Source organism: Teichococcus deserti (assembly GCF_001982615.1).
Taxonomy (GTDB): domain Bacteria; phylum Pseudomonadota; class Alphaproteobacteria; order Acetobacterales; family Acetobacteraceae; genus Pseudoroseomonas; species Pseudoroseomonas deserti.
The window spans coordinates 14,048-36,221 of sequence record NZ_MLCO01000184.1; the positions used below are offsets into that span (position 1 = coordinate 14,048).

The 22,174-nt window shown below is 67.8% G+C and carries 33 protein-coding genes and 2 tRNA genes; 34 read left to right on the forward strand and 1 reads right to left on the reverse strand.

Annotation, left to right across the window (positions count from 1 at the left end; all coding sequences use genetic code 11):
- Positions 1-124 precede the first annotated feature (124 nt).
- The 32 genes from BKE38_RS18065 to BKE38_RS18220 all read left to right on the forward strand — a co-directional run bounded on the left by BKE38_RS18065 (position 125) and on the right by BKE38_RS18220 (position 17,666).
- Positions 125-207, forward strand: a tRNA-Tyr gene (locus tag BKE38_RS18065).
- Positions 208-311: 104 nt separating this feature from the next.
- A tRNA-Gly gene (locus BKE38_RS18070) sits at positions 312-385 on the forward strand.
- A 76-nt stretch (positions 386-461) separates the two neighbouring features.
- Positions 462-1,649: an elongation factor Tu gene (gene tuf, locus BKE38_RS18075; RefSeq protein ID WP_076958664.1), complete on the forward strand. Its 1,188-nt coding sequence runs from the start codon at positions 462-464 to the stop codon at positions 1,647-1,649.
- A gap of 31 nt (positions 1,650-1,680) precedes the next feature.
- Positions 1,681-1,989: a 30S ribosomal protein S10 gene (gene rpsJ / locus BKE38_RS18080; protein ID WP_007004401.1), complete on the forward strand. Its 309-nt coding sequence runs from the start codon at positions 1,681-1,683 to the stop codon at positions 1,987-1,989.
- A 20-nt stretch (positions 1,990-2,009) separates the two neighbouring features.
- Complete coding sequence (gene rplC, locus BKE38_RS18085) at positions 2,010-2,696, forward strand: 50S ribosomal protein L3 (RefSeq protein ID WP_076958665.1); 687 nt, start codon at positions 2,010-2,012, stop codon at positions 2,694-2,696.
- A gap of 10 nt (positions 2,697-2,706) precedes the next feature.
- Complete coding sequence (gene rplD, locus BKE38_RS18090; protein ID WP_076958666.1) at positions 2,707-3,327, forward strand: 50S ribosomal protein L4; 621 nt, start codon at positions 2,707-2,709, stop codon at positions 3,325-3,327.
- Positions 3,328-3,359: 32 nt separating this feature from the next.
- Positions 3,360-3,656: a 50S ribosomal protein L23 gene (locus BKE38_RS18095; RefSeq protein WP_420014333.1), complete on the forward strand. Its 297-nt coding sequence runs from the start codon at positions 3,360-3,362 to the stop codon at positions 3,654-3,656.
- A 4-nt stretch (positions 3,657-3,660) separates the two neighbouring features.
- Positions 3,661-4,494, forward strand: a complete 834-nt coding sequence (gene rplB / locus BKE38_RS18100) for a 50S ribosomal protein L2 (protein WP_076958668.1) — start codon at positions 3,661-3,663, stop codon at positions 4,492-4,494.
- A gap of 5 nt (positions 4,495-4,499) precedes the next feature.
- The gene (rpsS, locus tag BKE38_RS18105; RefSeq protein ID WP_076958669.1) at positions 4,500-4,778 is read left to right on the forward strand and encodes a 30S ribosomal protein S19; all 279 of its coding nucleotides are present in this window, start codon (positions 4,500-4,502) and stop codon (positions 4,776-4,778) included.
- A gap of 3 nt (positions 4,779-4,781) precedes the next feature.
- A complete protein-coding gene (gene rplV / locus BKE38_RS18110) occupies positions 4,782-5,186 on the forward strand; it encodes a 50S ribosomal protein L22 (RefSeq protein ID WP_076958670.1) in 405 nt (134 codons plus the stop codon).
- 1 nt (position 5,187) lies between these two features.
- A complete protein-coding gene (gene rpsC, locus BKE38_RS18115; RefSeq protein WP_076958671.1) occupies positions 5,188-5,865 on the forward strand; it encodes a 30S ribosomal protein S3 in 678 nt (225 codons plus the stop codon).
- Between the two features lie 12 nt (positions 5,866-5,877).
- Positions 5,878-6,300, forward strand: coding sequence for a 50S ribosomal protein L16 (gene rplP / locus BKE38_RS18120; RefSeq protein ID WP_076958672.1), 423 nt, complete (start codon positions 5,878-5,880; stop codon positions 6,298-6,300).
- A gap of 4 nt (positions 6,301-6,304) precedes the next feature.
- Positions 6,305-6,511: a 50S ribosomal protein L29 gene (gene rpmC, locus BKE38_RS18125; protein ID WP_076958673.1), complete on the forward strand. Its 207-nt coding sequence runs from the start codon at positions 6,305-6,307 to the stop codon at positions 6,509-6,511.
- Between the two features lie 18 nt (positions 6,512-6,529).
- A complete protein-coding gene (gene rpsQ, locus BKE38_RS18130) occupies positions 6,530-6,823 on the forward strand; it encodes a 30S ribosomal protein S17 (RefSeq protein WP_076958674.1) in 294 nt (97 codons plus the stop codon).
- A 15-nt stretch (positions 6,824-6,838) separates the two neighbouring features.
- Entirely contained in the window at positions 6,839-7,207 is a 369-nt protein-coding gene (gene rplN, locus BKE38_RS18135; RefSeq protein ID WP_076958675.1) for a 50S ribosomal protein L14, read from the forward strand.
- Between the two features lie 2 nt (positions 7,208-7,209).
- On the forward strand, positions 7,210-7,527 hold the full coding sequence (gene rplX / locus BKE38_RS18140; protein ID WP_076958676.1) for a 50S ribosomal protein L24: 318 nt from the start codon (positions 7,210-7,212) through the stop codon (positions 7,525-7,527).
- Positions 7,524-8,084, forward strand: a complete 561-nt coding sequence (gene rplE, locus BKE38_RS18145) for a 50S ribosomal protein L5 (protein ID WP_076958677.1) — start codon at positions 7,524-7,526, stop codon at positions 8,082-8,084. The genes rplX and rplE overlap by 4 nt, the downstream gene beginning before the upstream one ends.
- Before the next feature lie 52 nt (positions 8,085-8,136).
- Entirely contained in the window at positions 8,137-8,442 is a 306-nt protein-coding gene (gene rpsN, locus BKE38_RS18150; RefSeq protein ID WP_076958678.1) for a 30S ribosomal protein S14, read from the forward strand.
- A 9-nt stretch (positions 8,443-8,451) separates the two neighbouring features.
- Positions 8,452-8,850: a 30S ribosomal protein S8 gene (gene rpsH / locus BKE38_RS18155; protein WP_076958679.1), complete on the forward strand. Its 399-nt coding sequence runs from the start codon at positions 8,452-8,454 to the stop codon at positions 8,848-8,850.
- A gap of 13 nt (positions 8,851-8,863) precedes the next feature.
- A complete protein-coding gene (gene rplF / locus BKE38_RS18160) occupies positions 8,864-9,397 on the forward strand; it encodes a 50S ribosomal protein L6 (protein WP_076958680.1) in 534 nt (177 codons plus the stop codon).
- A gap of 1 nt (position 9,398) precedes the next feature.
- Positions 9,399-9,761, forward strand: a complete 363-nt coding sequence (gene rplR, locus BKE38_RS18165; protein WP_076958681.1) for a 50S ribosomal protein L18 — start codon at positions 9,399-9,401, stop codon at positions 9,759-9,761.
- Between the two features lie 12 nt (positions 9,762-9,773).
- Positions 9,774-10,388 carry a 30S ribosomal protein S5 gene (gene rpsE / locus BKE38_RS18170; RefSeq protein WP_076958682.1) on the forward strand — a complete coding sequence of 205 codons (615 nt, stop codon included), beginning with the start codon at positions 9,774-9,776 and terminating at the stop codon, positions 10,386-10,388.
- Complete coding sequence (rpmD, locus tag BKE38_RS18175; RefSeq protein ID WP_076958683.1) at positions 10,381-10,578, forward strand: 50S ribosomal protein L30; 198 nt, start codon at positions 10,381-10,383, stop codon at positions 10,576-10,578. The genes rpsE and rpmD overlap by 8 nt, the downstream gene beginning before the upstream one ends.
- A gap of 1 nt (position 10,579) precedes the next feature.
- The gene (gene rplO / locus BKE38_RS18180; protein WP_076958684.1) at positions 10,580-11,071 is read left to right on the forward strand and encodes a 50S ribosomal protein L15; all 492 of its coding nucleotides are present in this window, start codon (positions 10,580-10,582) and stop codon (positions 11,069-11,071) included.
- A gap of 106 nt (positions 11,072-11,177) precedes the next feature.
- Positions 11,178-12,539, forward strand: coding sequence for a preprotein translocase subunit SecY (gene secY / locus BKE38_RS18185; RefSeq protein WP_076958685.1), 1,362 nt, complete (start codon positions 11,178-11,180; stop codon positions 12,537-12,539).
- A gap of 119 nt (positions 12,540-12,658) precedes the next feature.
- Positions 12,659-13,306 carry an adenylate kinase gene (locus BKE38_RS18190; RefSeq protein WP_076958686.1) on the forward strand — a complete coding sequence of 216 codons (648 nt, stop codon included), beginning with the start codon at positions 12,659-12,661 and terminating at the stop codon, positions 13,304-13,306.
- Between the two features lie 266 nt (positions 13,307-13,572).
- Positions 13,573-13,950 carry a 30S ribosomal protein S13 gene (gene rpsM / locus BKE38_RS18195; protein WP_076958687.1) on the forward strand — a complete coding sequence of 126 codons (378 nt, stop codon included), beginning with the start codon at positions 13,573-13,575 and terminating at the stop codon, positions 13,948-13,950.
- 1 nt (position 13,951) lies between these two features.
- On the forward strand, positions 13,952-14,344 hold the full coding sequence (gene rpsK / locus BKE38_RS18200) for a 30S ribosomal protein S11 (protein ID WP_076958688.1): 393 nt from the start codon (positions 13,952-13,954) through the stop codon (positions 14,342-14,344).
- Positions 14,345-14,368: 24 nt separating this feature from the next.
- Positions 14,369-15,385: a DNA-directed RNA polymerase subunit alpha gene (locus BKE38_RS18205; protein WP_076958689.1), complete on the forward strand. Its 1,017-nt coding sequence runs from the start codon at positions 14,369-14,371 to the stop codon at positions 15,383-15,385.
- A 27-nt stretch (positions 15,386-15,412) separates the two neighbouring features.
- Positions 15,413-15,844 carry a 50S ribosomal protein L17 gene (gene rplQ, locus BKE38_RS18210; protein WP_076958690.1) on the forward strand — a complete coding sequence of 144 codons (432 nt, stop codon included), beginning with the start codon at positions 15,413-15,415 and terminating at the stop codon, positions 15,842-15,844.
- 155 nt (positions 15,845-15,999) lie between these two features.
- A complete protein-coding gene (locus BKE38_RS18215) occupies positions 16,000-16,842 on the forward strand; it encodes a carbon-nitrogen hydrolase family protein (protein ID WP_076958691.1) in 843 nt (280 codons plus the stop codon).
- Positions 16,839-17,666 (forward strand): NAD kinase, encoded by an 828-nt coding sequence (locus BKE38_RS18220; RefSeq protein ID WP_083747652.1) that lies wholly within the window; start codon positions 16,839-16,841, stop codon positions 17,664-17,666. The genes BKE38_RS18215 and BKE38_RS18220 overlap by 4 nt, the downstream gene beginning before the upstream one ends.
- 45 nt (positions 17,667-17,711) lie before the next feature.
- On the opposite strand, the gene BKE38_RS18225 is transcribed toward BKE38_RS18220, so the two are convergent.
- On the reverse strand, positions 17,712-19,355 hold the full coding sequence (locus BKE38_RS18225) for an ABC transporter substrate-binding protein (RefSeq protein WP_076958692.1): 1,644 nt from the start codon (positions 19,353-19,355) through the stop codon (positions 17,712-17,714).
- A gap of 136 nt (positions 19,356-19,491) precedes the next feature.
- On the opposite strand from BKE38_RS18225, the gene BKE38_RS18230 reads away from it, so the two are divergent.
- On the forward strand, positions 19,492-21,054 hold the full coding sequence (locus BKE38_RS18230; RefSeq protein WP_083747653.1) for an ABC transporter substrate-binding protein: 1,563 nt from the start codon (positions 19,492-19,494) through the stop codon (positions 21,052-21,054).
- 14 nt (positions 21,055-21,068) lie between these two features.
- Positions 21,069-22,040, forward strand: coding sequence for an ABC transporter permease (locus tag BKE38_RS18235; RefSeq protein ID WP_076958694.1), 972 nt, complete (start codon positions 21,069-21,071; stop codon positions 22,038-22,040).
- Positions 22,041-22,174 lie beyond the last annotated feature (134 nt).

Sequence of the window (22,174 nt, forward strand, 5' to 3'; positions counted from 1 at the left end):
GCGGATCGGCGGGGCCGAAGCAAGCGCCGCGATGCAGTTTCTTCACTTTCTTCGCCGCCCCCTCCGTTGACAGCACCGCCCGAAACCGGATAGAGCGCGGCGCTCCCGCCGGCCGGGAACGCATGGAGGGGTGCCCGAGTGGCTAAAGGGGGCGGACTGTAAATCCGCTGGCGCACGCCTACGTTGGTTCGAATCCAACCCCCTCCATATTCCGGCCCTCTTGTCGCGACGGTGTCGCGGTTGATGGCCGGAACCACCATCCCGGCAGGAGGCGCCACGGCGCGGACGTCACTCTGTGGCGATCGCGCGGTGCGGGTGTAGCTCAATGGTAGAGCCCCAGCCTTCCAAGCTGGTTGTGCGGGTTCGATTCCCGTCACCCGCTCCAACTTGTTCGGAGCGGGCGTTGGGCCATGGGCGTTTCTGCGCCGACATCGGCGCTTGACCGACAGGGTGACCGATAGATGGCGAAAGCGAAATTCGAGCGGAACAAGCCGCACTGCAACATTGGCACGATCGGCCACGTCGATCATGGCAAGACGTCGCTGACGGCGGCGATCACCAAGGTCCTGGCGAAGTCGGGCGGCGCGTCCTTCACCGCCTATGACCAGATCGACAAGGCTCCCGAGGAGCGCGCCCGCGGCATCACGATCTCGACCGCGCATGTCGAGTACGAGACCGCGAACCGCCACTACGCGCATGTCGACTGCCCGGGCCACGCCGACTACGTGAAGAACATGATCACGGGTGCCGCCCAGATGGACGGCGCGATCCTGGTCGTGTCCGCCGCGGACGGCCCGATGCCGCAGACCCGCGAGCACATCCTGCTGGCCCGCCAGGTCGGCGTGCCGGCGCTGGTCGTGTTCCTGAACAAGTGCGACATGGCCGATCCCGACCTGCTCGAGCTGGTCGAGATGGAAGTGCGCGAGCTGCTGAGCTCCTACCAGTTCCCGGGCGACGACATCCCCATCGTCAAGGGCTCGGCCCTGATGGCGCTGGAAGACAAGTCGCCGGAGCTGGGCGAGCAGGCGATCCTGGCGCTGATGGAAGCGGTCGACAGCTACATCCCGCAGCCGGAGCGTCCGAAGGACCTGCCGTTCCTGATGCCGATCGAGGACGTGTTCTCGATCTCGGGCCGCGGCACCGTGGTGACCGGCCGCGTCGAGCGCGGCATCGTCAAGGTCGGTGAGGAAGTCGAGATCGTCGGCCTGAAGGCGACGGTGAAGACGACCGTGACCGGCGTCGAGATGTTCCGCAAGCTGCTGGACAGCGGCGAGGCCGGCGACAACATCGGCGCCCTGCTGCGCGGCACCAAGCGCGAGGACGTCGAGCGCGGCCAGGTTCTGGCCAAGCCCGGCTCGATCACGCCGCACACCAAGTTCAAGGCCGAGGCCTACATCCTGACGAAGGAAGAGGGCGGCCGTCACACGCCGTTCTTCACCAACTACCGTCCGCAGTTCTACTTCCGCACGACCGACGTGACGGGCGTGGTGCAGCTGCCGGAAGGCGTCGAGATGGTGATGCCGGGCGACAACGTCGCCATGGACGTCGAGCTGATCGCGCCGATCGCCATGGACCAGGGCCTGCGCTTCGCGATCCGCGAAGGTGGCCGCACGGTCGGCGCCGGCGTCGTCGCCTCGATCAGCAAGTAAGCGGCAGCGGAAGAGAGACAGGCGCCAGAACATGGACAGCCAGAATATCCGCATCCGCCTCAAGGCGTTCGATCACCGCGTGCTGGATGGCAGCACGCGGGAGATCGTGAACACCGCGAAGCGGACGGGCGCGCGCGTGCGTGGCCCGATCCCGCTGCCGACGGAGATCGAGCGGTTCACCGTGAACCGTTCGCCGCACGTCGACAAGAAGAGCCGTGAGCAGTTCGAGATCCGGACTCATCGGCGTCTGCTCGATATCGTCGATCCCACCCCGCAGACCGTGGACGCGCTGATGAAGCTCGACCTGGCGGCCGGTGTGGACGTCGAGATCAAGCTCTAAGGCCCGGGGAGCAATCTGCCATGGCCGCGAAGAATGGTCGCACCGGCCTGATCGCCAAGAAGCTGGGGATGACCCGGCTGTTCAATGACGACGGCTCGACCGTGCCCGTCACCGTGCTGCACCTGGACCAGGTGCGCGTGGTGGCCGCCCGCACGGAAGAGAAGGACGGTTACGCTGCGGTTCAGCTGGGCATTGGCCTGGCGAAGCCGAAGAATGTCTCGAAGCCCAACAAGGGTCACTTCGCCAAGGCGGGTGTCGAGGCTCCGAAGAAGGTGGTGGAATTCCGCGTGGCCGCTGACGCCGCGCTGGAGCCCGGCACGACGCTGACCGCGGGTCACTTCGTGAAGGGTCAGCTGGTGGACGTCACCGGCACGTCGAAGGGCAAGGGGTTTGCCGGCGCCATGAAGCGCTGGAACTTCTCGGGCCTCGAAGCGTCGCACGGCGTCTCCATCAGCCACCGTAGCCACGGTTCGACGGGCAACCGTCAGGATCCGGGCAAGACCTTCAAGAACAAGAAGATGGCTGGCCATCTGGGCGTTGAGCGCATTACCACGCAGAACCTGGAGATCGCCGGTTTCGATCTCGAGAAGGGTCTGCTGATGGTCAAGGGCGCGGTGCCTGGTGCGAAGGGCGGGTATGTGCTGGTTCGGGACGCCGTGAAGGTCGCCCGTCCTGCCGATGCGCCGTTCCCCGCGGCCGTGGCCTGAGGGTTAGGACATGCAGGTTCCTGTCATCACCCTGGACAACGGCCAGGCCGGCGAGATCGAGCTCCCGGAAGCCCTGTTCGCCGCTTCTCCCCGCGCTGACGTGATGGCGCGCGTGGTGCACTGGCAGCTCGCCAAGCGCCGCGCCGGCACCCACAAGGTGAAGGGCATGGGCGAGGTTTCTGGCACCACCAAGAAGCCGTATCGCCAGAAGGGCACGGGCAACGCCCGCCAGGGCTCGCTGCGCGCGCCGCAGTTCCGCACCGGCGGCGCCGTGCACGGCCCGGTCGTGCGCGACCATGGCTACTCGCTGAACAAGAAGGTCCGCCGCCTGGGCCTGATCAGCGCGCTGAGCCAGAAGGCCGCCGAAGGCAAGCTGATCGTGCTCGACACGGCGGCGATGGGCGCCGACTTCAAGACCGCCGCCATGGCCTCCAAGGTCAAGGCGCTGGGCTGGAAGAGCGCGCTGGTCGTCGACGCGACCGTCGACGAGGGCTTCGGTCGCGCCGTGCGCAACCTGAAGAACGTGAACGTGCTGCCGACGCTCGGCGCCAATGTTTACGACATTCTGAAGCATGACGTTCTGGCGGTCACCCGTCAGGCCGTCGAGGCGCTGAAGGAGCGGCTGGCATGAGCGAGACCGCGACCAAGAAGCCGAAGATCGTGATCTCGCGCGAGAAGATGTATCAGACCATCCTCGCGCCGATGATCACGGAGAAGGCCTCGGGCCTCGCCGAGCAGAGCCAGGTCACCTTCAAGGTGCCGCTCACGGCGACCAAGCCTGAGATCAAGGCCTCCGTCGAGGGCCTGTTCGGGGTGACTGTCGTCGCCGTGAACACCCTCGTCATGAAGGGCAAGACCAAGCGGGTGCGTGGCCGTGAGGGCCAGCGCTCCGACTGGAAGAAGGCGGTCGTCCGCCTGGCCGAGGGCCAGAGCATCGACCTCACCACGGGGCTCGCTTAACGCCATGGCGCTGAAGCACTTTAACCCGGTTACCCCGAGCCTGCGCGGGACGGTCCTCATCGACCGTTCCGACCTGTTCAAGGGCAAGCCGGTCAAGCAGCTGACGGAGGGCAAGAGCCACTCCGGCGGCCGCAACAATCATGGCCGCATCACCGTTCGGTTCCGTGGGGGTGGACACAAGCAGTCCTACCGCGTGATCGACTTCAAGCGGCGCAAGTTCGACGTGCCGGCCGTCGTTGAGCGGCTGGAATACGATCCGAACCGCACCGCCTTCATCGCGCTGCTGAAGTACGAGGATGGCGAGCTCGCCTATATCCTCGCGCCGCAGCGCCTGAAGGTGGGCGACACGGTGGTGGCCGGTGAGCGCGTCGACATCAAGCCGGGCAACGCGATGCCGCTCGGCTCGATCCCGGTCGGCACGATCATCTACAACATCGAGATGAAGCCCGGCGCCGGCGGCAAGATCGCCCGTTCGGCTGGCACCTTCTGCCAGCTGGTCGGCAAGGATGCCGGCTATGCGCAGGTCAAGCTGCAGTCGGGCGAGCTGCGCCTGATGCGTGGCGAGTGCATGGCTTCGATCGGTGCGGTGTCCAACCCGGACAACCAGAACCAGCATCTTGGTAAGGCCGGCCGCTCGCGCTGGCTGGGCCGCAAGCCGCATCAGCGCGGCGTCGTCATGAACCCGGTCGACCACCCGCATGGTGGTGGTGAAGGCCGGACCTCGGGCGGCCGTCACCCGGTCACGCCGTGGGGCAAGCCGACCAAGGGCTACAAGACCCGCACCAACAAGCGCACGGACAAGCTGATCGTCCGCCGCCGCAACGTGACGAAGGGCTGACCGCGATGTCGCGCAGTGTCTGGAAGGGGCCGTTTGTCGACGGCTACCTGCTGAACAAGGCGGAAGCGGCCCGTGCCTCCACCCGCAACGAGGTCATCAAGATCTGGTCGCGTCGGAGCACGATCCTGCCGCAGTTCGTCGGGCTGACCTTCGGTGTCTACAACGGCAAGAAGTTCATTCCCGTCCAGGTGTCCGAGAACATGGTGGGGCATAAGTTCGGCGAGTTCTCGCCGACCCGCACCTTCACCGGGCATTCCTCGGACAAGAAGGCGAAGCGGGGCTAAGCGATGAGCAAGCCGAAGCACGAGCGCACGCTCGCCGAAACCGAGGCGAAGGCCGTCACCCGGAACATCCGGGTGTCGCCCTACAAGCTGAACCTGGCCGCTGGTCTGATCCGGGGCAAGAAGGCGCAGGACGCGGTCGCGATCCTGACCTTCTCCAAGCGCCGCATCGCGCAGACCGTGAAGACGACGCTGGAATCGGCAATCGCGAACGCGGAGAACAACCACCAGCTCGACGTCGACCGCCTGGTCGTGTCGCGGGTGGAAGTGGGCCGCGCCATCGTGATGAAGCGCTTCCACGCCCGCGGCCGCGGCAAGGCGGCGCGGGTGGAGAAGTGGTTCAGCCACCTTTCCATCGTGGTTGCCGAGCAGCCGGTGCCGACCGAGCCGGCGCAGCAGGAGGCCGCGTAACATGGGCCATAAAGTCAATCCGATCGGGCTGCGGCTCGGCATCAACCGCACCTGGGACAGCCGCTGGTTCGCCGGCGCCGACTATTCCCGGCTGCTGCATGATGACCTGAAGCTCCGCAAGACCCTGAAGGATCGCCTGAAGGGCGCCGGCGTCTCGAAGGTCATCATCGAGCGTCCGGCGAAGAAGCCCCGCGTGACGATCCACGCCGCCCGTCCGGGCGTCGTGATCGGCAAGAAGGGCGCCGACATCGAGGTGCTGCGCAAGGATCTGGCGAAGCTCGCCGGGGCCGAGGTCGCGCTGAACATCGTCGAGATCCGCAAGCCGGAGATCGAGGCGCAGCTGGTGGCCGAGAGCATCGCCCAGCAGCTCGAGCGCCGCGTGGCCTTCCGCCGCGCGATGAAGCGTGCCGTGCAGTCCGCCATGCGCCTCGGCGCCGGCGGCATCCGCATCAATTGCGGCGGCCGCCTGGGCGGCGCCGAGATTGCCCGGATGGAGTGGTATCGCGAGGGCCGGGTGCCGCTGCACACGCTCCGCGCCGATATCGACTATGGCACCGCGACCGCGAAGACGACCTATGGCACCTGCGGTGTGAAGGTCTGGATCTTCAAGGGCGAGATCATGGCCCATGATCCGCTGGCGCAGGACAAGCGCGCCGCGGAGCAGGCGCCGCAGCGCTGAGGATACGAGACAATGCTTTCTCCGAAGCGCACGCGGTTCCGTAAGGCGCACAAGGGTCGGATCAAGGGCGTGGCGAAGGGCGGCTTCTCGCTGTCCTTCGGCGGCTTTGGCCTCAAGGCGATGGAGCCGGAGCGGGTCACCGCCCGGCAGATCGAGGCGGCTCGCCGCGCGATCACCCGCGCCATGAAGCGCCAGGGGCGCGTCTGGATCCGCATTTTCCCGGACGTCCCCGTCTCCACGAAGCCGGCGGAAGTCCGCATGGGTTCTGGCAAGGGTGCGCCCGAATACTGGGTTGCCCGTGTCAAGCCGGGTCGCATCATGTTCGAGATCGACGGCGTGTCGGTCGAGACGGCGCGTGAGGCGCTGGGTCTCGGCGCGGCCAAGCTGCCGATCAAGACCAAGCTCGTGACCCGCCTGGGCGCGGCGGAGGCCTGAGCCGATGACCAAGATCGTGGATGTCCGCGGCAAGACCGCGGACGAGCTGAAGACGATGCTGCTGGATCTCCGCAAGGAGCAGTTCAATCTGCGCTTCCAGCGCGCGACTGGCCAGCTTGAGGCGGTTTCCCGCATCAAGGTGGTGCGCCGCGACATCGCCCGTGTTAAGACCGTGCTGGCCGAGCAGTCCCGCTCGGCCGCCAAGGCCTGACGAGAGGAGACCCCGGCAATGCCGAAGCGCGTCCTCACCGGGCGGGTGGTCAGCGACAAGATGGACAAGACCGTGACGGTGCTTGTCGAGCGTCGCGTGATGCATCCGCTCTACAAGAAGTTCATCCGGCGCTCGAAGAAGTATGCCGCGCATGACGACGCCAACCTGTGCAAGGAAGGCGACGTCGTGTCGATCGAGGAGTGCCGGCCGATCAGCAAGCGGAAGACCTGGCTGGTGATCGAGCGCAATGGCGCCTCGGTGACCACGCCCGGCTTCTCTGCCGACGCGGCCCCGGTTGCGGCGCAGGCCTGAGGGACGGACTGACCGATGATTATCGTTGAGTCCAACCTCGAGGTTGCCGACAACTCCGGTGCGCGCCGCGTGCAGTGCATCAAGGTGCTCGGCGGCTCCAAGCGCCGCACCGCCTCGGTCGGCGACGTCATCGTGGTGTCCGTGAAGGAAGCGATTCCCCGCGGCAAGGTGAAGAAGGGTGACGTGCAGCGCGCGGTGATCGTGCGCACCGCCTACCCGGTTCGCCGCCAGGACGGCACCGCCATCCGCTTCGATCGCAATGCCGCCGTTCTGATCAACAAGCAGAACGAGCCGATCGGCACGCGCATCTTTGGCCCGGTCGTTCGTGAGCTGCGCGCGCGCAAGTTCATGAAGATCATCTCGCTGGCGCCGGAGGTTCTGTAACCATGGCCGCGAAGATCAAGAAGGGCGACCGCGTCCAGATCCTCACGGGTAAGGACAAGGGCAAGCGCGGCGAAGTGCTGCGCGTGCTGCCTGAGGAAGGCCGCGCCATCGTGCAGGGCCTGAACATCGTGAAGCGCCACACCAAGCCGAAGGGCATGGGGCAGCAGGGCGGCATCGTCGAGAAGGAGGCGTCGCTCGACCTCTCCAACATCGCGCTGATCGACCCGAAGTCCGACAAGCCCACCCGCGTCGGCTTCAAGGTGCTCGAAGACGGCAAGAAGGTCCGGGTCGCGAAGGCCTCGGGCGAGGTGATCGCATGAGCGAGGCGAAGGAACTGCCGCGCCTGCAGCAGCTGTATGCTGATGTGGTGCGGAAGAAGCTGCAGGACGAGTTCAGCTATGGCAGCCCGATGGAGCTGCCGAAGCTGTCCAAGATCGTCATCAACATGGGTGTTGGCGAAGCCGCGGGCGACCAGAAGAAGCTCGAGGCGGCGCTGGCCGACCTGACGATGATCGCCGGCCAGAAGCCGGTGAAGACCCTGGCGAAGAAGGCGATCGCCGGCTTCAAGATCCGCCAGGGCCAGGCCATCGGCTGCAAGGTCACGCTGCGTCGCGCCCGGATGTACGAGTTCCTGGACCGCCTGGTCACCATCGCGCTGCCGCGCATGCGTGACTTCCGTGGCATTCCTGGTAATAGGGGCTTCGACGGCCGTGGCAACTACTCGCTCGGCCTGAAGGAGCAGATCGTGTTCCCCGAAATCAGCTATGATAAGGTGGACGCGATCCGTGGCATGGACATCGTCTTCGTCACGACCGCGAAGACGGACAAGGAAGCCAAGGCCCTGCTGAAGGGCTTCGACCTCCCGTTCGTCAACTGAGTTGGGAAAACCGCCCGGATGGTCCGGGCAGGTTCCGGAGGATTTAGACCGCATGGCCAAGACATCGGCTGTCGAGAAGAATCAGCGCCGCGAGCGCCTCTCGAAGCTGCACAATGCCAAGCGCGCCGCCCTGAAGGCCGTGGTGATGAACCGCGAGCTTCCGGTGGAGGACCGCTTTGAGGCGACGCTGAAGCTCGCCCAGCTGCCGCGCAACGGTGCGAAGGTGCGCGTGCGCCTGCGTTGCGAGCTGACCGGCCGCCCGCGCGGCAACTACCGTAAGTTCAAGCTGAGCCGTAACGCGCTCCGTGACCTGGCCTCGACCGGCCAGATCCCGGGTCTCGTCAAGGCCAGCTGGTAAGGGGGCCGCATGTCGCTGTCCGATCCGCTGGGCGATATGCTCACGCGCATCCGCAACGGGCACCAGGCCCGTAAGGCGCGCATCTCTTCGCCCTCCAGCCGTCTTCGCGCCGATGTGCTCGAAGTCCTGAAGCGCGAAGGCTACATCCGTGCGTGGCGCTCCGAGCAGGTGCGTCCGGGTGTCGCCGTGCTCGATATCGAGCTGAAGTATTCCGAGGGTGAGCCCGCGATCAAGGAAATCGAGCGCGTCTCGAAGCCTGGTCGTCGCGTCTACTCGAAGATCAAGGAACTGCCGAAGTTCTACAACGGGCTCGGCATCTCCATTCTCTCCACGCCGCGTGGCGTGATGAGCGACAATGAGGCCCGCGCTGCCAATGTTGGCGGCGAGGTCCTCTGCCGCGTGTTCTGAGGGAGGGATAGATATGTCGCGCGTCGGCAAGTATCCCGTCCCCGTTCCCGCGGGCGTCACCGTCACCCTCTCCGGCAAGACCATCACCGCCAAGGGCAAGCTCGGCGAGCTCTCGCTGGCGCTGACCGATGCGGTCGAGGTCGAGGTGGAGAACAACCAGGTTGCCGTGAAGCCGCTGGGCGAGGACCGTCGGTCCCGTACCCTCTGGGGCACCACCCGCAGCCTGATCAACGGCATGTGCGTCGGCGTTTCCACCGGCTTCTCGAAGTCGATGGAAATCACCGGCACCGGCTACCGCGCCGCGGTGCAGGGCAGCGACCTGGTGCTGAACCTCGGGTTCAGCCACGAGATCCGCTATCCCGTCCCGGCTGGCATCAAGATCACCTGCGAGCGTCCGACCGCCATCAAGGTCGAGGGCGTGGACAAGCAGAAGGTCGGCCAGGTGGCTGCCGAGATCCGCGGCTATCGCGGCCCCGAGCCCTACAAGGGCAAGGGCGTGCGGTACACGGACGAGGTCATCCTCCGGAAGGAGGGGAAGAAGAAGTAAGATGGCCGACAAGCTCGCATTGCAGCAGCGCCGTCGCGCGCGCCTGCGCTACCAGCTGCGGATCAAGAGCGGCGGCCGTCCGCGGCTCTCCGTCTTCCGCTCGGGCAAGCACATCTACGCCCAGGTCATCGACGACAGGGCCGGCCGCACGCTCGCTGCCGCCTCGTCGATCGAGAAGGCGCAGCGGGACAGCCTGCCCACCGGGGCGGACAAGAACGCGGCCAGCGTGGTCGGCAAGCTGCTCGCCGAACGCGCCCTGGCGGCGGGTGTCACCCAGGTCGTCTTCGACCGTGGCCCCTACCTGTATCACGGCCGGGTGAAAGCCCTGGCGGACGGCGCCCGCGAGGGCGGGCTGTCGTTCTAAGGAGCACAGAATATGGCACGTGAACCGAGGAGCGGCGGCGGTGGCGATCGCGACCGCGGCCGCGGCCGTGGCCCGGAGCGCAACAATGAGCGCGAGCCGGGCGACGAGCTGAAGGACAAGCTGGTCACCATCAACCGCGTCGCCAAGGTGGTGAAGGGTGGCCGTCGCTTCTCCTTCGCCGCCCTGGTCGTGGTCGGTGACGAGAAGGGCCGCGTGGGCTGGGGCGCCGGCAAGGCGCGCGAGGTGCCTGAGGCGATCCGCAAGGCCACCGAGCGCGCCAAGAAGACGATGATCCGCGTCCCGATGCGCGAGGGTCGTACCCTGCATCATGACGTCATCGGCGACTTCGGCGCCGGCCGCGTCATCCTGCGTGCGGCGCCCGCCGGCACCGGCATCATCGCCGGCGGTCCGATGCGCGCGGTGTTCGAGACGCTGGGCATGGGCGACGTCGTCGCCAAGTGCACCGGCACGACGAACCCGCACAACATGGTCAAGGCGACCTTCGCCGCCCTGACGCGCTGCACCAGCCCCCGCGCTGTCGCCTCGCGTCGTGGCAAGAAGGTCTCTGACCTGCTGGGTCCGCGCAAGGACGCCGAGTCTTCGACGGAGGCCGCGGCCAATGTCTGAGAAGAAGACCGTTCGGGTGACGCAGGTCGCGTCGCCCATCGGCCGCAAGCCCGGTCAGCGTGAGACGCTGATCGGTCTGGGTCTCAACAAGATCCGCCGTTCGCGCGAGCTGGAGGATACTCCGGCCGTGCGCGGCATGATCCGCAAGGTCGCGCACCTGATCCAGGTGGGCGAGACCACGGAGAAGTAAGATGAAGCTGAACGAGCTGCGCGACAACGAAGGCGCGCGGAACAAGTTCAAGCGCGTCGGTCGCGGCATCGGTTCCGGCAAGGGCAAGACCTCCGGCCGTGGCGTGAAGGGTCAGAAGGCCCGCACCGGCGTCTCGCTGAACGGCTTCGAAGGCGGCCAGCTGCCGATCTATCGGCGTCTGCCGAAGCGGGGCTTCGTCAATCCGTTCCGCAAGGAATTCGCGCCGATCAACGTCGGCTCGATCGATGCGGCGATCGAGTCCGGCCGTCTGCCGGCCGGTCAGGCGATCGACGAGGCGGCGCTCGAGGCGGCCGGCCTGGTCCGCACGGGTGCCAAGATCGCCGGCGTGCGCCTCCTGGCGCGCGGCGAGATCAAGCGCGCCGTGACCATCTCGGTGGCCGGGGCTTCGGCCGCGGCGATCGCGGCGGTCGAGGCGGCGGGCGGCAGCGTCACGGTGCTGGCGCCGGCCAAGGAAGAGAAGCCCGCCGCGTAAGCCTTGCGCCCCCCGCCCTCGGGGGGCTAGGTGAGCACGACCGGGTTGGCAGCGGCGCCGCGGGAATCACCCCTCGGCGCCGCAGTCATGTTGAAGGGGCGAATTCATGGCTTCCGCCGCCGAACAGCTCGCGGCCAATCTGAATCTCGGGGTCCTGTCGAAGGCCACCGAGCTCAAGAAGCGCATCTGGTTCACGCTGGCCGCGCTGATCGTCTACCGCATCGGCACCTACATCCCGGTGCCGGGCGTCGATGCCACCGTGATGGCCGAGATCCTGCGCCAGCATGGCGGCGGCATCCTCGGCATGTTCGACATGTTCACGGGTGGCGCGCTGGGCCGCATGACGGTCTTCGCGCTGAACATCATGCCCTACATCTCGGCCAGCATCATCATCCAGCTGATGAGCGCCGCGGTGCCGAGCCTGGAGGCCCTCAAGAAGGAGGGTGAATCCGGCCGCAAGAAGCTCAACCAGTACACCCGCTACCTGACGGTGGTGATCGCCATCTTCCAGTCCTACGGCATCGCCGTGGGCCTCGAGAGCATGCAGGGCAGCTTCGGCGCGGCGGTCTATGACCCCGGCCTGTTCTTCCGCATCTCCTGCATGGCGACCCTGGTCGGCGGCACGCTGTTCCTGATGTGGATCGGCGAGCAGATCACCGCCCGCGGCATCGGCAACGGCATCAGCCTGATCATCTTCGCCGGCATCGTGGCCAATGTGCCCGGCGCGCTGGTCTCGACGCTGGAACTCGGCCGCACCGGCGCCCTGTCGCCGATCTTCATCGTGGCCTTCGGCCTGATCGCCCTCGCGGTCATCGCCTTCGTGGTCTTCATGGAGCGCGCCCAGCGCCGGATCCCGATCCAGTATCCGAAGCGCCAGGTCGGCAACCGCATGTTCGGCGGCGAGAACACCCACCTGCCGCTGAAGCTGAACACCGCCGGCGTTATCCCGCCGATCTTCGCCTCCTCGCTGCTGCTGCTGCCGGCGACCTTCGCCGGCTTCTCCGGCGGGCAGGAGGAGACCTGGCTGACGCGGGCCGCAGGCGCCCTGGCGCATGGCCAGCCGCTCTACATGGCGGCCTATGTCGGGCTGATCATCTTCTTCGCCTTCTTCTACACGGCGGTGGTGTTCAACCCGACGGAGACGGCGGACAACCTGAAGAAGCATGGCGGCTTCGTCCCCGGCATCCGCCCGGGCCAGGCCACGGCCGACTATCTGGACCGCGTGCTGTCGCGCCTGACCGGCGTCGGCGCGGTCTATCTCTGCATCGTCTGCCTGCTGCCCGAGATCCTGATCAGCCAGTACGGGGTGCCCTTCTATTTCGGCGGCACTTCCCTTCTGATCATTGTTTCGGTCACCATGGACACGGTGGCCCAGGTGCAGTCGCACCTCTTCGCCCATCAGTATGAGGGGCTGATCCGCAAGGCCCGGATGGGCGGCGGCCGCGGCGGGGCGCCGCGGCTGCGCTGAGCCGCCCCGCCCGGGGGCGAGGTGATGGAATGGCGGGGCCGGGGGGTGCGCAAGCGCCCGCCGGCCGCGTCGTGAGGAAGATGGCAGATGACGCGCAGGAAGGCGGGGACGAAGCGAGGATGAACCTGATTCTGCTGGGGCCCCCCGGGGCCGGGAAGGGCACCCAGGCGAAGCGGCTGGAGGAGCGCCACGGCATCGCGCAGATCTCCACCGGCGACATGCTGCGCGCCGAGGTGAAGAGCGGCAGCGACATCGGCCGCCAGGCCAAGGCGATCATGGAGCAGGGCGGGCTGGTGCCCGACGCCATCATCACAGCCATGCTGGCCAACCGGGTGTCGCAGCCCGACTGCGCCCGCGGCTTCATCCTGGACGGCTTCCCGCGCACCACGCCCCAGGCCGAGGCGCTGGACGTGATGCTGAAGGAGAAGGGGCTGCAGCTCGACCAGGTGATCGAGCTGAAGGTGGACGACGCGGCGCTGGTCGAGCGCATCGCCGGCCGCTTCACCTGCGCCAGCTGCGGCACCGGCTACCATGACAGCTTCAAGCCGACGGCGAAGCCCGGCGTCTGCGACCATTGCGGCGGCACCGAATTCGTCCGCCGCGCCGACGACAAGGCCGAGACGGTGGCTGCCCGCCTCGAGGCCTATCACCGGCAGACCGCGCCGCTGCTGCCCTACTATGATGCGCAGGGCAAGCTGCGGCAGGTCGACGGCATGGCCTCGATGGACGAGGTCGCCCGGCAGATCGAGGCGGTGCTCGGGCGCTGAGCCCGGACCGGCCAGACGAAGCAAAGGGGCCCTTGGGCCCCTTTTTTCATGCGGCCGGCGCCAGGGCGGCTTGGGGATAACCTGACCAGTCAGGGCTTGACTCTCGCCCCGCTTGCTCGGTAAACCCGCGCCTCTCGCGGTCGGGGTCTCCTCGGCCGCGTAGATGGTTGCGTTTCGATCACTACGATTCGGGGCGCGCCGATCACCTTCGCCGGCGCCTTGCCGGTACGAACGGGAGCCCCCGGGGCTTCAGGAGCAGGTCATCGATGGCACGCATTGCAGGCGTGAACATTCCCACCAACAAGCGCGTTCTCATTTCCCTTCGCTACATTTACGGCATCGGTCCGGCGAATGCGAAGGTGATCTGCGAGCAGCTCGCCATCCCCGAGGATCGGCGCGTCAACCAGCTGACGGATGAGGAGATCCTCAAGATCCGCGAGCTGATCGACCGCGAGTACCGGGTCGAGGGCGACCTGCGTCGCGAGAACGCGATGAACATCAAGCGCCTGATGGACATGGCCTGCTATCGTGGCCTGCGTCACCGCAAGGGCCTGCCGGTCCGCGGTCAGCGCACCCACACGAACGCGCGCACCCGCAAGGGCAAGGCCGTCGCGATCGCCGGCAAGAAGAAGGTGACCAAGTAAGATGGCGCGTCAGCCCAGCGGTCGTCCCCGCAAGAAGGAACGCAAGAATATTGCGTCCGGCGTCGCCCACGTGCTCGCCTCCTTCAACAACACCATCGTCACCATCACCGACAGCCAGGGCAATGCCATCGCCTGGTCGTCCGCCGGCAGCCAGGGCTTCAAGGGTTCGCGCAAGTCGACCCCCTATGCCGCCCAGGTCGCGGCTGAGGACGCCGGCCGCAAGGCCCGCGAGCACGGCATGGAGACGCTGGAGATCATGGTCTCTGGTCCGGGTTCGGGTCGTGAATCCGCCCTGCGCGCGCTGCAGGCCGTCGGCTTCTACGTCACCGCCATCCGCGACGTGACCCCCATCCCGCACAATGGCTGCCGTCCGCGCAAGCGGCGTCGGGTCTGAGGCGAGGCTGCAGGAGACACCGAAGTGCTCGAGCGCAACTGGCGTTCCCTGATCCGCCCCGAAAAGCTCGACGTCGAGCCCGGGGCCGACCCTTCGCGCACGGCGACGGTGGTGGCGGAGCCGCTCGAGCGCGGCTTCGGCATGACCCTCGGCAATGCGCTGCGGCGCGTGCTGCTGTCGTCGCTGCAGGGTGCGGCGGTCACCGCCATCCGCATCGACGGCGCGCTGCATGAATTCTCCAGCCTGCAGGGCGTGCGGGAGGATGTCACCGACATCGTCCTGAACATCAAGCGGCTTGCCATCCGGATGCAGGGCGAGGGCGCCAAGCGCCTGCAGCTGACTGCCACCGGCCCTGGCGAGGTGACGGCCGGCCAGATCCAGACCACTGGCGACATCGAGATCGCCAATCCGGAGCTGGTCATCTGCACGCTCGACGACGGCGCCAAGCTGTCGATGGAGCTGACCGTCGATGTCGGCAAGGGCTATGTGCCCGCCTCCGAGAACCGCCCGGAAGACGCCCCCATCGGGCTGATCCCGGTCGATGCCATCTACTCCCCGGTCCGCCGCGTGGCGTATCAGGTGCAGCCGACCCGCGTCGGCCAGCGCACCGACTACGACAAGCTGGTGCTGACGGTGGAGACGGACGGCACGGTGGCGCCGGAGGACGCGGTGGCGCTGGCCGCCCGCATCCTGCAGGACCAGCTGCAGCTCTTCATCAACTTCGATGAGCCGCGCGAGCGCAAGGTGGAAGAGGTGCAGGACGACCTGCCCTTCAACCGCAACCTGCTCCGCAAGGTCGATGAGCTGGAACTGTCGGTCCGCAGCGCGAACTGCCTGAAGAACGACAACATCGTCTATATCGGCGACCTGGTGCAGAAGACGGAGCAGGAGATGCTCCGCACTCCGAACTTCGGCCGCAAGTCGCTGAACGAAATCAAGGAAGTCCTCGCTTCCATGGGCCTGTCCCTCGGCATGACCGTGCCGGGCTGGCCGCCGGAGAATATCGAGGACCTCGCGAAGAAGATCGAAGAGCCGTTCTGATTTTCGGCCACCTGAAGGAATAGACCCATGCGTCACGGGGTTGCCGGCCGGAAGCTCGGCGTCACCTCCACCCACCGTATTGCGATGCTCCGCAATATGGCGACCAGCCTGCTCAAGCACGAGCAGATCACCACGACCCTGCCCAAGGCGAAGGAGCTGCGCCCCTACGTGGAGCGCATCATCACCCTGGGCAAGCGTGGCGACCTGCATGCGCGTCGGCAGGCCTATGCTCAGATCATGGACAAGAAGGTGGTGGACAAGCTCTTCACCACCATCGCCGACCGCTACAAGGCGCGTCAGGGTGGCTACACCCGCGTGCTGAAGGCCGGCATCCGCTACGGCGACGCCGCGGACATGGCCGTGATCGAGCTGGTCGAGCGCGACGTTGCTGCCAAGGGCCTGGATTCGGGTCCGAAGCAGGTCGCGCCGGAGGCCGAGGGCGAGCAGGACGCGGCGTAAGCTGCGACCGGCTTTCCAGCCACTAGGTTAGGCGAGGGGCGGATGGGCAACCATCCGCCCCTTTGCTTTTGCGGCCCCTTGCGGTGCGGCGCCGCGCCGGGCTTGATGCCGGCCGGGTCCTCCGGGACCGCAGGCTGAGCAAAGGATCGCCCGCCATGCGGCTGGCCGTGGTGCAGATGAATCCCGGGCACGACAAGGCGGCCAATATCGCCGCCGCCGAGCGCCTGGTGGCCGAGGCCGTCGCCGCCGACCGGCCGGCGCTGGTCGCCCTGCCGGAGCTCTGGGACTGCCTGGGCGGCGACCGCGCCGCCCGCGCGGCGGCGGCCGAGACGCTGCCCGAGCCCGGGCAGGAAGGCGGCGCCGCCTATGAGGCGATGCGCGCCATGGCCCGCCGCCACCAGATCTACCTCCATGGCGGCAGCATCATCGAGCAGGGCGCCGAGAAGCACCTGAACACGACGGTCGCCTTCGCCCCCGACGGCACCGAGCTCGCCCGCTACCGCAAGATCTTCCTGTTCGACATCGTCACGCCGGACGGGCGGGGGTTCCGCGAGAGCGCGGCCTATGGTGCCGGCGACGCGGTGGTGACCTACCAGGCCGGCGAGACCCGCATCGGCTGCGCCATCTGCTACGACCTGCGCTTTCCGGAACTGTTCCAGGCGCTGCGGCGGCAGGGGGCGGAGGTGATCATGCTGCCCTCGGCCTTCACCCTGCAGACCGGCAAGGATCACTGGGAGCCGCTGCTGCGGGCGCGGGCGATCGAGACGCAGTGCTGGATGGCCGCACCCGCCACCTGGGGCCAGCACGAGGAGCGGTCGGGGCCGCGCCAGACCTATGGGCATGCCATGGTCGTCGATCCCTGGGGCCAGGTGGTGGCCAGCGCCAGCGACGGCACCGGCTGGGCGGCCGCCCGCATCGATCCGGCGCTGACCGCCCGCATCCGCCGCGACATGCCGCTGCTCGAGCATCGCGCCGCCGCGGCCATGGACTGGGCATGACGGCCGCGCTGTTCGGCCAGGGCGGCGGGCTCGGCGACGGGGTCGAGCTGCCGGCCGACCTGCATGGGCGGATTTCTTTTCTGTCTGCCGGCGGGGAAAAGGCGGAGGCGGCGCGCGACCGGCTGGCCGCGGCGCATGGCGATGCAGCCCCCGATCAGGCAGCGGTCATCGTGGCGCTGGGCGGCGACGGCTTCATGCTGGAGACGCAGCACCGCTATCTCGGCGCCAACCGGCCGGTCTACGGCATGAATTGCGGCAGCGTCGGCTTCCTGATGAACGACTTCGCCGAGGGCGACCTGCCGGCGCGTCTGGCGCGCGCCCAGGCGGCGACGCTGCACCCGCTGCGGATGCGCGCCGTCGACCAGGACGGCGGCCACCGCGAGGCGCTGGCGATCAACGAGGTCTCGCTGCTGCGCGAGACCCGCCAGGCCGCCAAGATCCGCATCCTGGTCGACGGCAAGGAGCGGCTGCCGGAGCTGATCTGCGACGGCATCCTGGTCTCCACGCCGGCGGGCAGCACCGCCTACAACCTCTCGGCCGCCGGGCCGATCGTGCCGCTGGGCGCCAATCTGCTGCCGATGACGCCGATTTCCGCCTTCCGGCCACGGCGCTGGCGCGGCGCGCTGCTGCCCTCCGAGGCGGTGGTCGTCTTCGAGATCCTCGAGGCGGAAAAGCGCCCCGTCGCGGCGGTCGCCGACAATGTCGAGGTGCGCAACATCCGCTCGGTGGAGATCCGCGAGGATCGCAGCCTGGCGATGACCATGCTCTTCGATCCCGATCACGGGCTGTCGGAGCGGATCATCGCCGAGCAGTTCACGGTCTGAGAAACGCCCCTGGGCCGGCAGCGCCGGCCCAGGAACCGACAAAAATCACTCGGGGCGGACGCTCATGGCGATGGTGCGCTCGTCCATCCGCGGCTCGTAGCGCAGGCCCTTCCGCACCGCCCAGCTGTTGACCAGCTGGTACAGCGGGATGATGCCGAGGTCGTCCATCGCCATCTTCACGCCCTCCTGCAGCAGCGCCTCGCGCGCCTTGTCGTCCAGCGTCGCCGCGGCGCGGGCCGCCAGGGCGTCGAGCTCGGGGTTGCTGTAGCGGCCCGGGTTGCTGGCGCCCGTCCGGCGCTCGCGGTCATGCGTGCCCAGCACATTGACCAGCATGTAGGAGGCCTCGCCGGTGGTGCTGCCCCAGCCGGCCAGGCGCATGGAGAATTCCTGCCGGTTGCTGCGCACCGAGAAGCTGGCCCAGGGCAGCGCCTCGACCTGGGTCTGCACGCCGATGCGGGTCCACATCTGGGCGATCGCCTGTGCGGTCTTGGCGTCGTTGGGATAGCGGTCGTTCGGGCTGTGCAGGGTCAGGCGGAAGCCCTGCGGGAAGCCGGCCTCGGCCAGCAGGGCGCGGGCGCCGGCGGGGTCGAAGGCGGGCGTGCGGACGGCCGGGTTGTAGCCGAAGGTGCCGGGCGGCAGCCACTGGCCGGTGGCCTGGGCAGTGCCTTCCATCACCCGCTCGGCCAGGGCCTCGCGCTGGATGGCCATCGACAGGGCGCGGCGCACCCGCAGGTCCTGGAACGGATTTCTGTCGATCGGCTTGCCGGCGTTGTCGGTCGCGAAGGGGGTGGCGCCGGTGCGGGAGAAATCGGCCATCAGGTAGATCAGGCGGACACCCTGGATCTCGGGCACCGACAGCCGGGCGTCGCGCTTTAACCGCTCCAGGTCGGTGGAGGGCACCTGGTCGATGACGTCGACGTCGCCGGCCAGGATCGCCGCGGTCCGGGCGCCGTCGCTGCCGATGAAGCGGTAGTTCACCGCCTGCCAGGGCTCGCGGCCGCCCCAGTAGCTGTCGTTGCGCACCAGCTCGGCGCGGTCGCCGGGGCGGTAGCTGCGCAGCCGGTAGGGGCCGGTGCCGATCGCCGCCTTGCCGCTGTTGTAGTCCTCGGTCGCCGCACCCTCGCCGGCATGGCGCGAGACGATGGAAACCGCGCCCATCTCCACCGGCAGCAGCGGATGCGGCTGGGCGGTGTGCAGGCGGATGGTCAGCGGGTCGACCACCTCGACCTTGGTGATGGCGCGGACGAAGCCGCCCATGCCGCCCGGGCTGTTCGGCACGTTGGGCGCGCGGCCCAGGCTGAAGGCCACGTCGTCGGCGGTGAAGTCGCGCCCGTCATGCCACTTCACCCCGGGGCGCAGCTTGAATTCCCACACCGTCGGCTCGACCGCGCGCCAGCTCTCGGCCAGGCCCGGATAGGGCTGGGCGCGGGCGTCGCGGCCGACCAGGAAGTCGAAAAGATGCATCGCCAGCGCGTTGTTGGGCGCCGCGTTGTAGAAATGCGGGTCGATCGAGGTGACCGCGCCGCCGATGCCGATATTGAGAATGGCATTGGTGCCAAGCTGCGTCTGGGCCGCGGCAGGAGCGCTTCCGGCAGAGAGAAAGCCAGCCAGAAACAGCGCGCTAAGCCCGGCGCCGTGACGCGCGCGCAAGAAAATCCGGTGCGCCGGATTGTGGTTATTGTGTGACATGGAAGTGTCCGTTTCCCGGTAGGCAAGGCGCGCAACCTAGCGACAAGGGACCTGTCCTGCTACACTGCCCCGTGAAGAGGTCATAACCTCCCCGGGGGACGGTATGCTGCAGATCAGCACTATGCGGGCGGCCGCGATGGCCGCCGTTTCGGCGTTTGCGCTCGCCACGGCGGTTCCCGCCAAGGCGCAGAGCCTGACCATGGCGGTCGGCGCCCAGGTGACGTCGTTGGATCCTCACTACCACGCGCTGTCGCCCAACTACGCCGTGGCCACGATGATCTTCGACGCGCTCACCAGCTTCGACTCGGAAGCGCGGCTGGAGCCGGGCCTGGCCGAGAGCTGGAAGCCGGTCGGCGAGACCGTCTGGGAGTTCAAGCTCCGCGCCGGCGTGAAGTTCCACAACGGCAATCCCTTCACCGCCGAGGACGTCGCCTTCACCATCGCCCGCGTGCCGGCGGTGGTGAACAGCCCCTCCTCCTACGCGATCTACACCCGCGCCATCGAGCGGGTGGAGGTGGTCGACCCGCTGACGGTGCGCTTCCACACCCGCGCGCCCTATCCGCTGCTGCCGACCGACCTGGCGCAGGTCGCGATCCTCGACCGCGAAACGCATGAGGGCGCCAGCACCGACGACTTCAATTCCGGCAAGGTCGCCATCGGCACCGGCCCGTTCCGCTACCAGAGCTTCCGCTCGGGCGACCGGCTGGAGCTGGTGCGCAACGACGCCTATTGGGGCGACAAGCCGCACTGGCAGCAGGTGCACTACCGCATCCTGCCGAACGACGCGACGCGCACCGCAGCCCTGCTCGCCGGCGATGTCGACTTCATCGACCAGGTGCCGACCTCGGACCTGACCAGCCTGCGCCGCAGCGACCGCGTCCGCATCGCCGAGAAGGATGGTCTGCGCATCATCTTCCTGGCGCTGGACCACCAGCACCCGCAGGGCTCGCCGCTGATCACCGGCAATGACGGCAAGCCGCTGGCGCGCAACCCGCTGCACGACCTGCGCGTCCGCCGCGCCCTGTCGATCGCCATCGACCGCCCGGCCATCGCCTCGCGCGTCATGGAAGGCACGGCGCAGCCCTCCGGCCAGTTCCTGCCGCCGACCTCCTTCGGCGCCATCCCCGACCTCGGCGCCCCGCGCACCGATGCGGACGCCGCCAAGAAGCTGCTGGCCGAGGCCGGCTATCCGGACGGCTTCCGCATCACGCTGAACGGCCCGAACGACCGCTACATGAATGATGCGCGCATCATCCAGGCGGTCGGCCAGATGTGGACCCGCATCGGCGTGCGCACCAATGTCGACGCGCAGCCCTGGACCACCTTCATCGGCCGCGCCGGCAAGCAGGAGCTCTCGGCCTTCCTGGTCGGCTGGGGCATCTCCTCGGGCGAGGCGTCGAACCCGCTGCGCTCGCTGATCGCCAGCTATGACCGCGACAAGGGCTTCGGCACCTCGAACCGCGGCCGCTACAGCAACCCCGCGATCGACGCCAAGCTCGAGCTCGCGCTCCGCGAGCTGGACGACGCCAAGCGCGAGGCGCTGCTGCGCGAGGCCACCAAGATGGCGATGGACGACATCGCGATCATCCCCATTCACATCCAGAAGAACGTCTGGGCCATGCGCCCGACGCTGGTGCACGATTCCCGCGCGGACGAGCTGACCCGCGCGCAGGACGTGCGCCCGGCGCCCACGCGCTGACGAAAGGCTGAGGCATGAGCGTCTACCTCCTCCGCCGGCTGTTCCAGTCCCTGCTGGTCATGCTGGCGATGTCGGTCATCGTGTTCGTGGGCGTCTACGCCATCGGCGACCCGGTCGAGATCCTGATCTCGCCGGACGCCGACCAGATCGAACGGGAGCGCGCGATCAAGGCGCTCGGCCTCGACCTGCCCCTGTGGATGCAATACCTGTCCTTCCTGGGCAATGCGCTGCGGGGTGACCTCGGCCGCAGCTTCGTCTTCAACGAGCCGGCGCTGCAGCTGATCCTGCAGCGCATGCCGGCGACGCTGGAGCTGGCCTTCGGCGCGATGTTCATCGCGCTGCTGATCGGCCTGCCGCTCGGCCTCTATGCCGGGCTGAAGCCGAACTCGATGGGCTCCAAGGTCATCATGACCGGCTCCATCCTGGGCTTCTCGCTGCCGACCTTCTGGGTCGGGCTGATGCTGATCATGGTCTTCGCCGTGCAGCTCGGCTGGCTGCCCTCGACCGGCCGCGGCCCGACCGTCGACGTCTTCGGGCTGCGCTGGTCCTTCCTGACCTGGGATGGCCTGCGGCACCTGGCGATGCCGGCGCTGAACCTGGCGCTGTTCAAGATCAGCCTGGTGATCCGCCTGACCCGCGCCGGCGTGCGCGAGACGATGCTGATGGACTATGTGAAGTTCGCCCGCGCCAAGGGCCTGTCGCCCGCGCGCGTGACCTATGTGCACGTCTTCAAGAACATCCTGATCCCGGTCGTCACCGTGGTGGGCCTCGAGCTCGGCTCGACCATCGCCTTCTCGGTGGTGACGGAAAGCGTCTTCGCCTGGCCGGGCATGGGCAAGCTGATCATCGACAGCATCAACGTGCTCGACCGCCCGGTGATCGTCGCCTACCTGATGATCATCGTGCTGATGTTCATCACCATCAACCTGCTGGTCGACCTGGCCTATTCGGCGCTCGATCCGCGGGTGCGGCTGGAGAACAAGTGAGATGAGCGCGACCACCGCCGCCACCCCCGCCGCCGCCAAGCCGCCGAAGGTCGAGACGCCCTTCCGCCGCATGGTGTCCGAGTTCTGCGAGAGCAAGACCGCCGTCGTCGGGCTGGTGGTCTTCGCCTTCATCG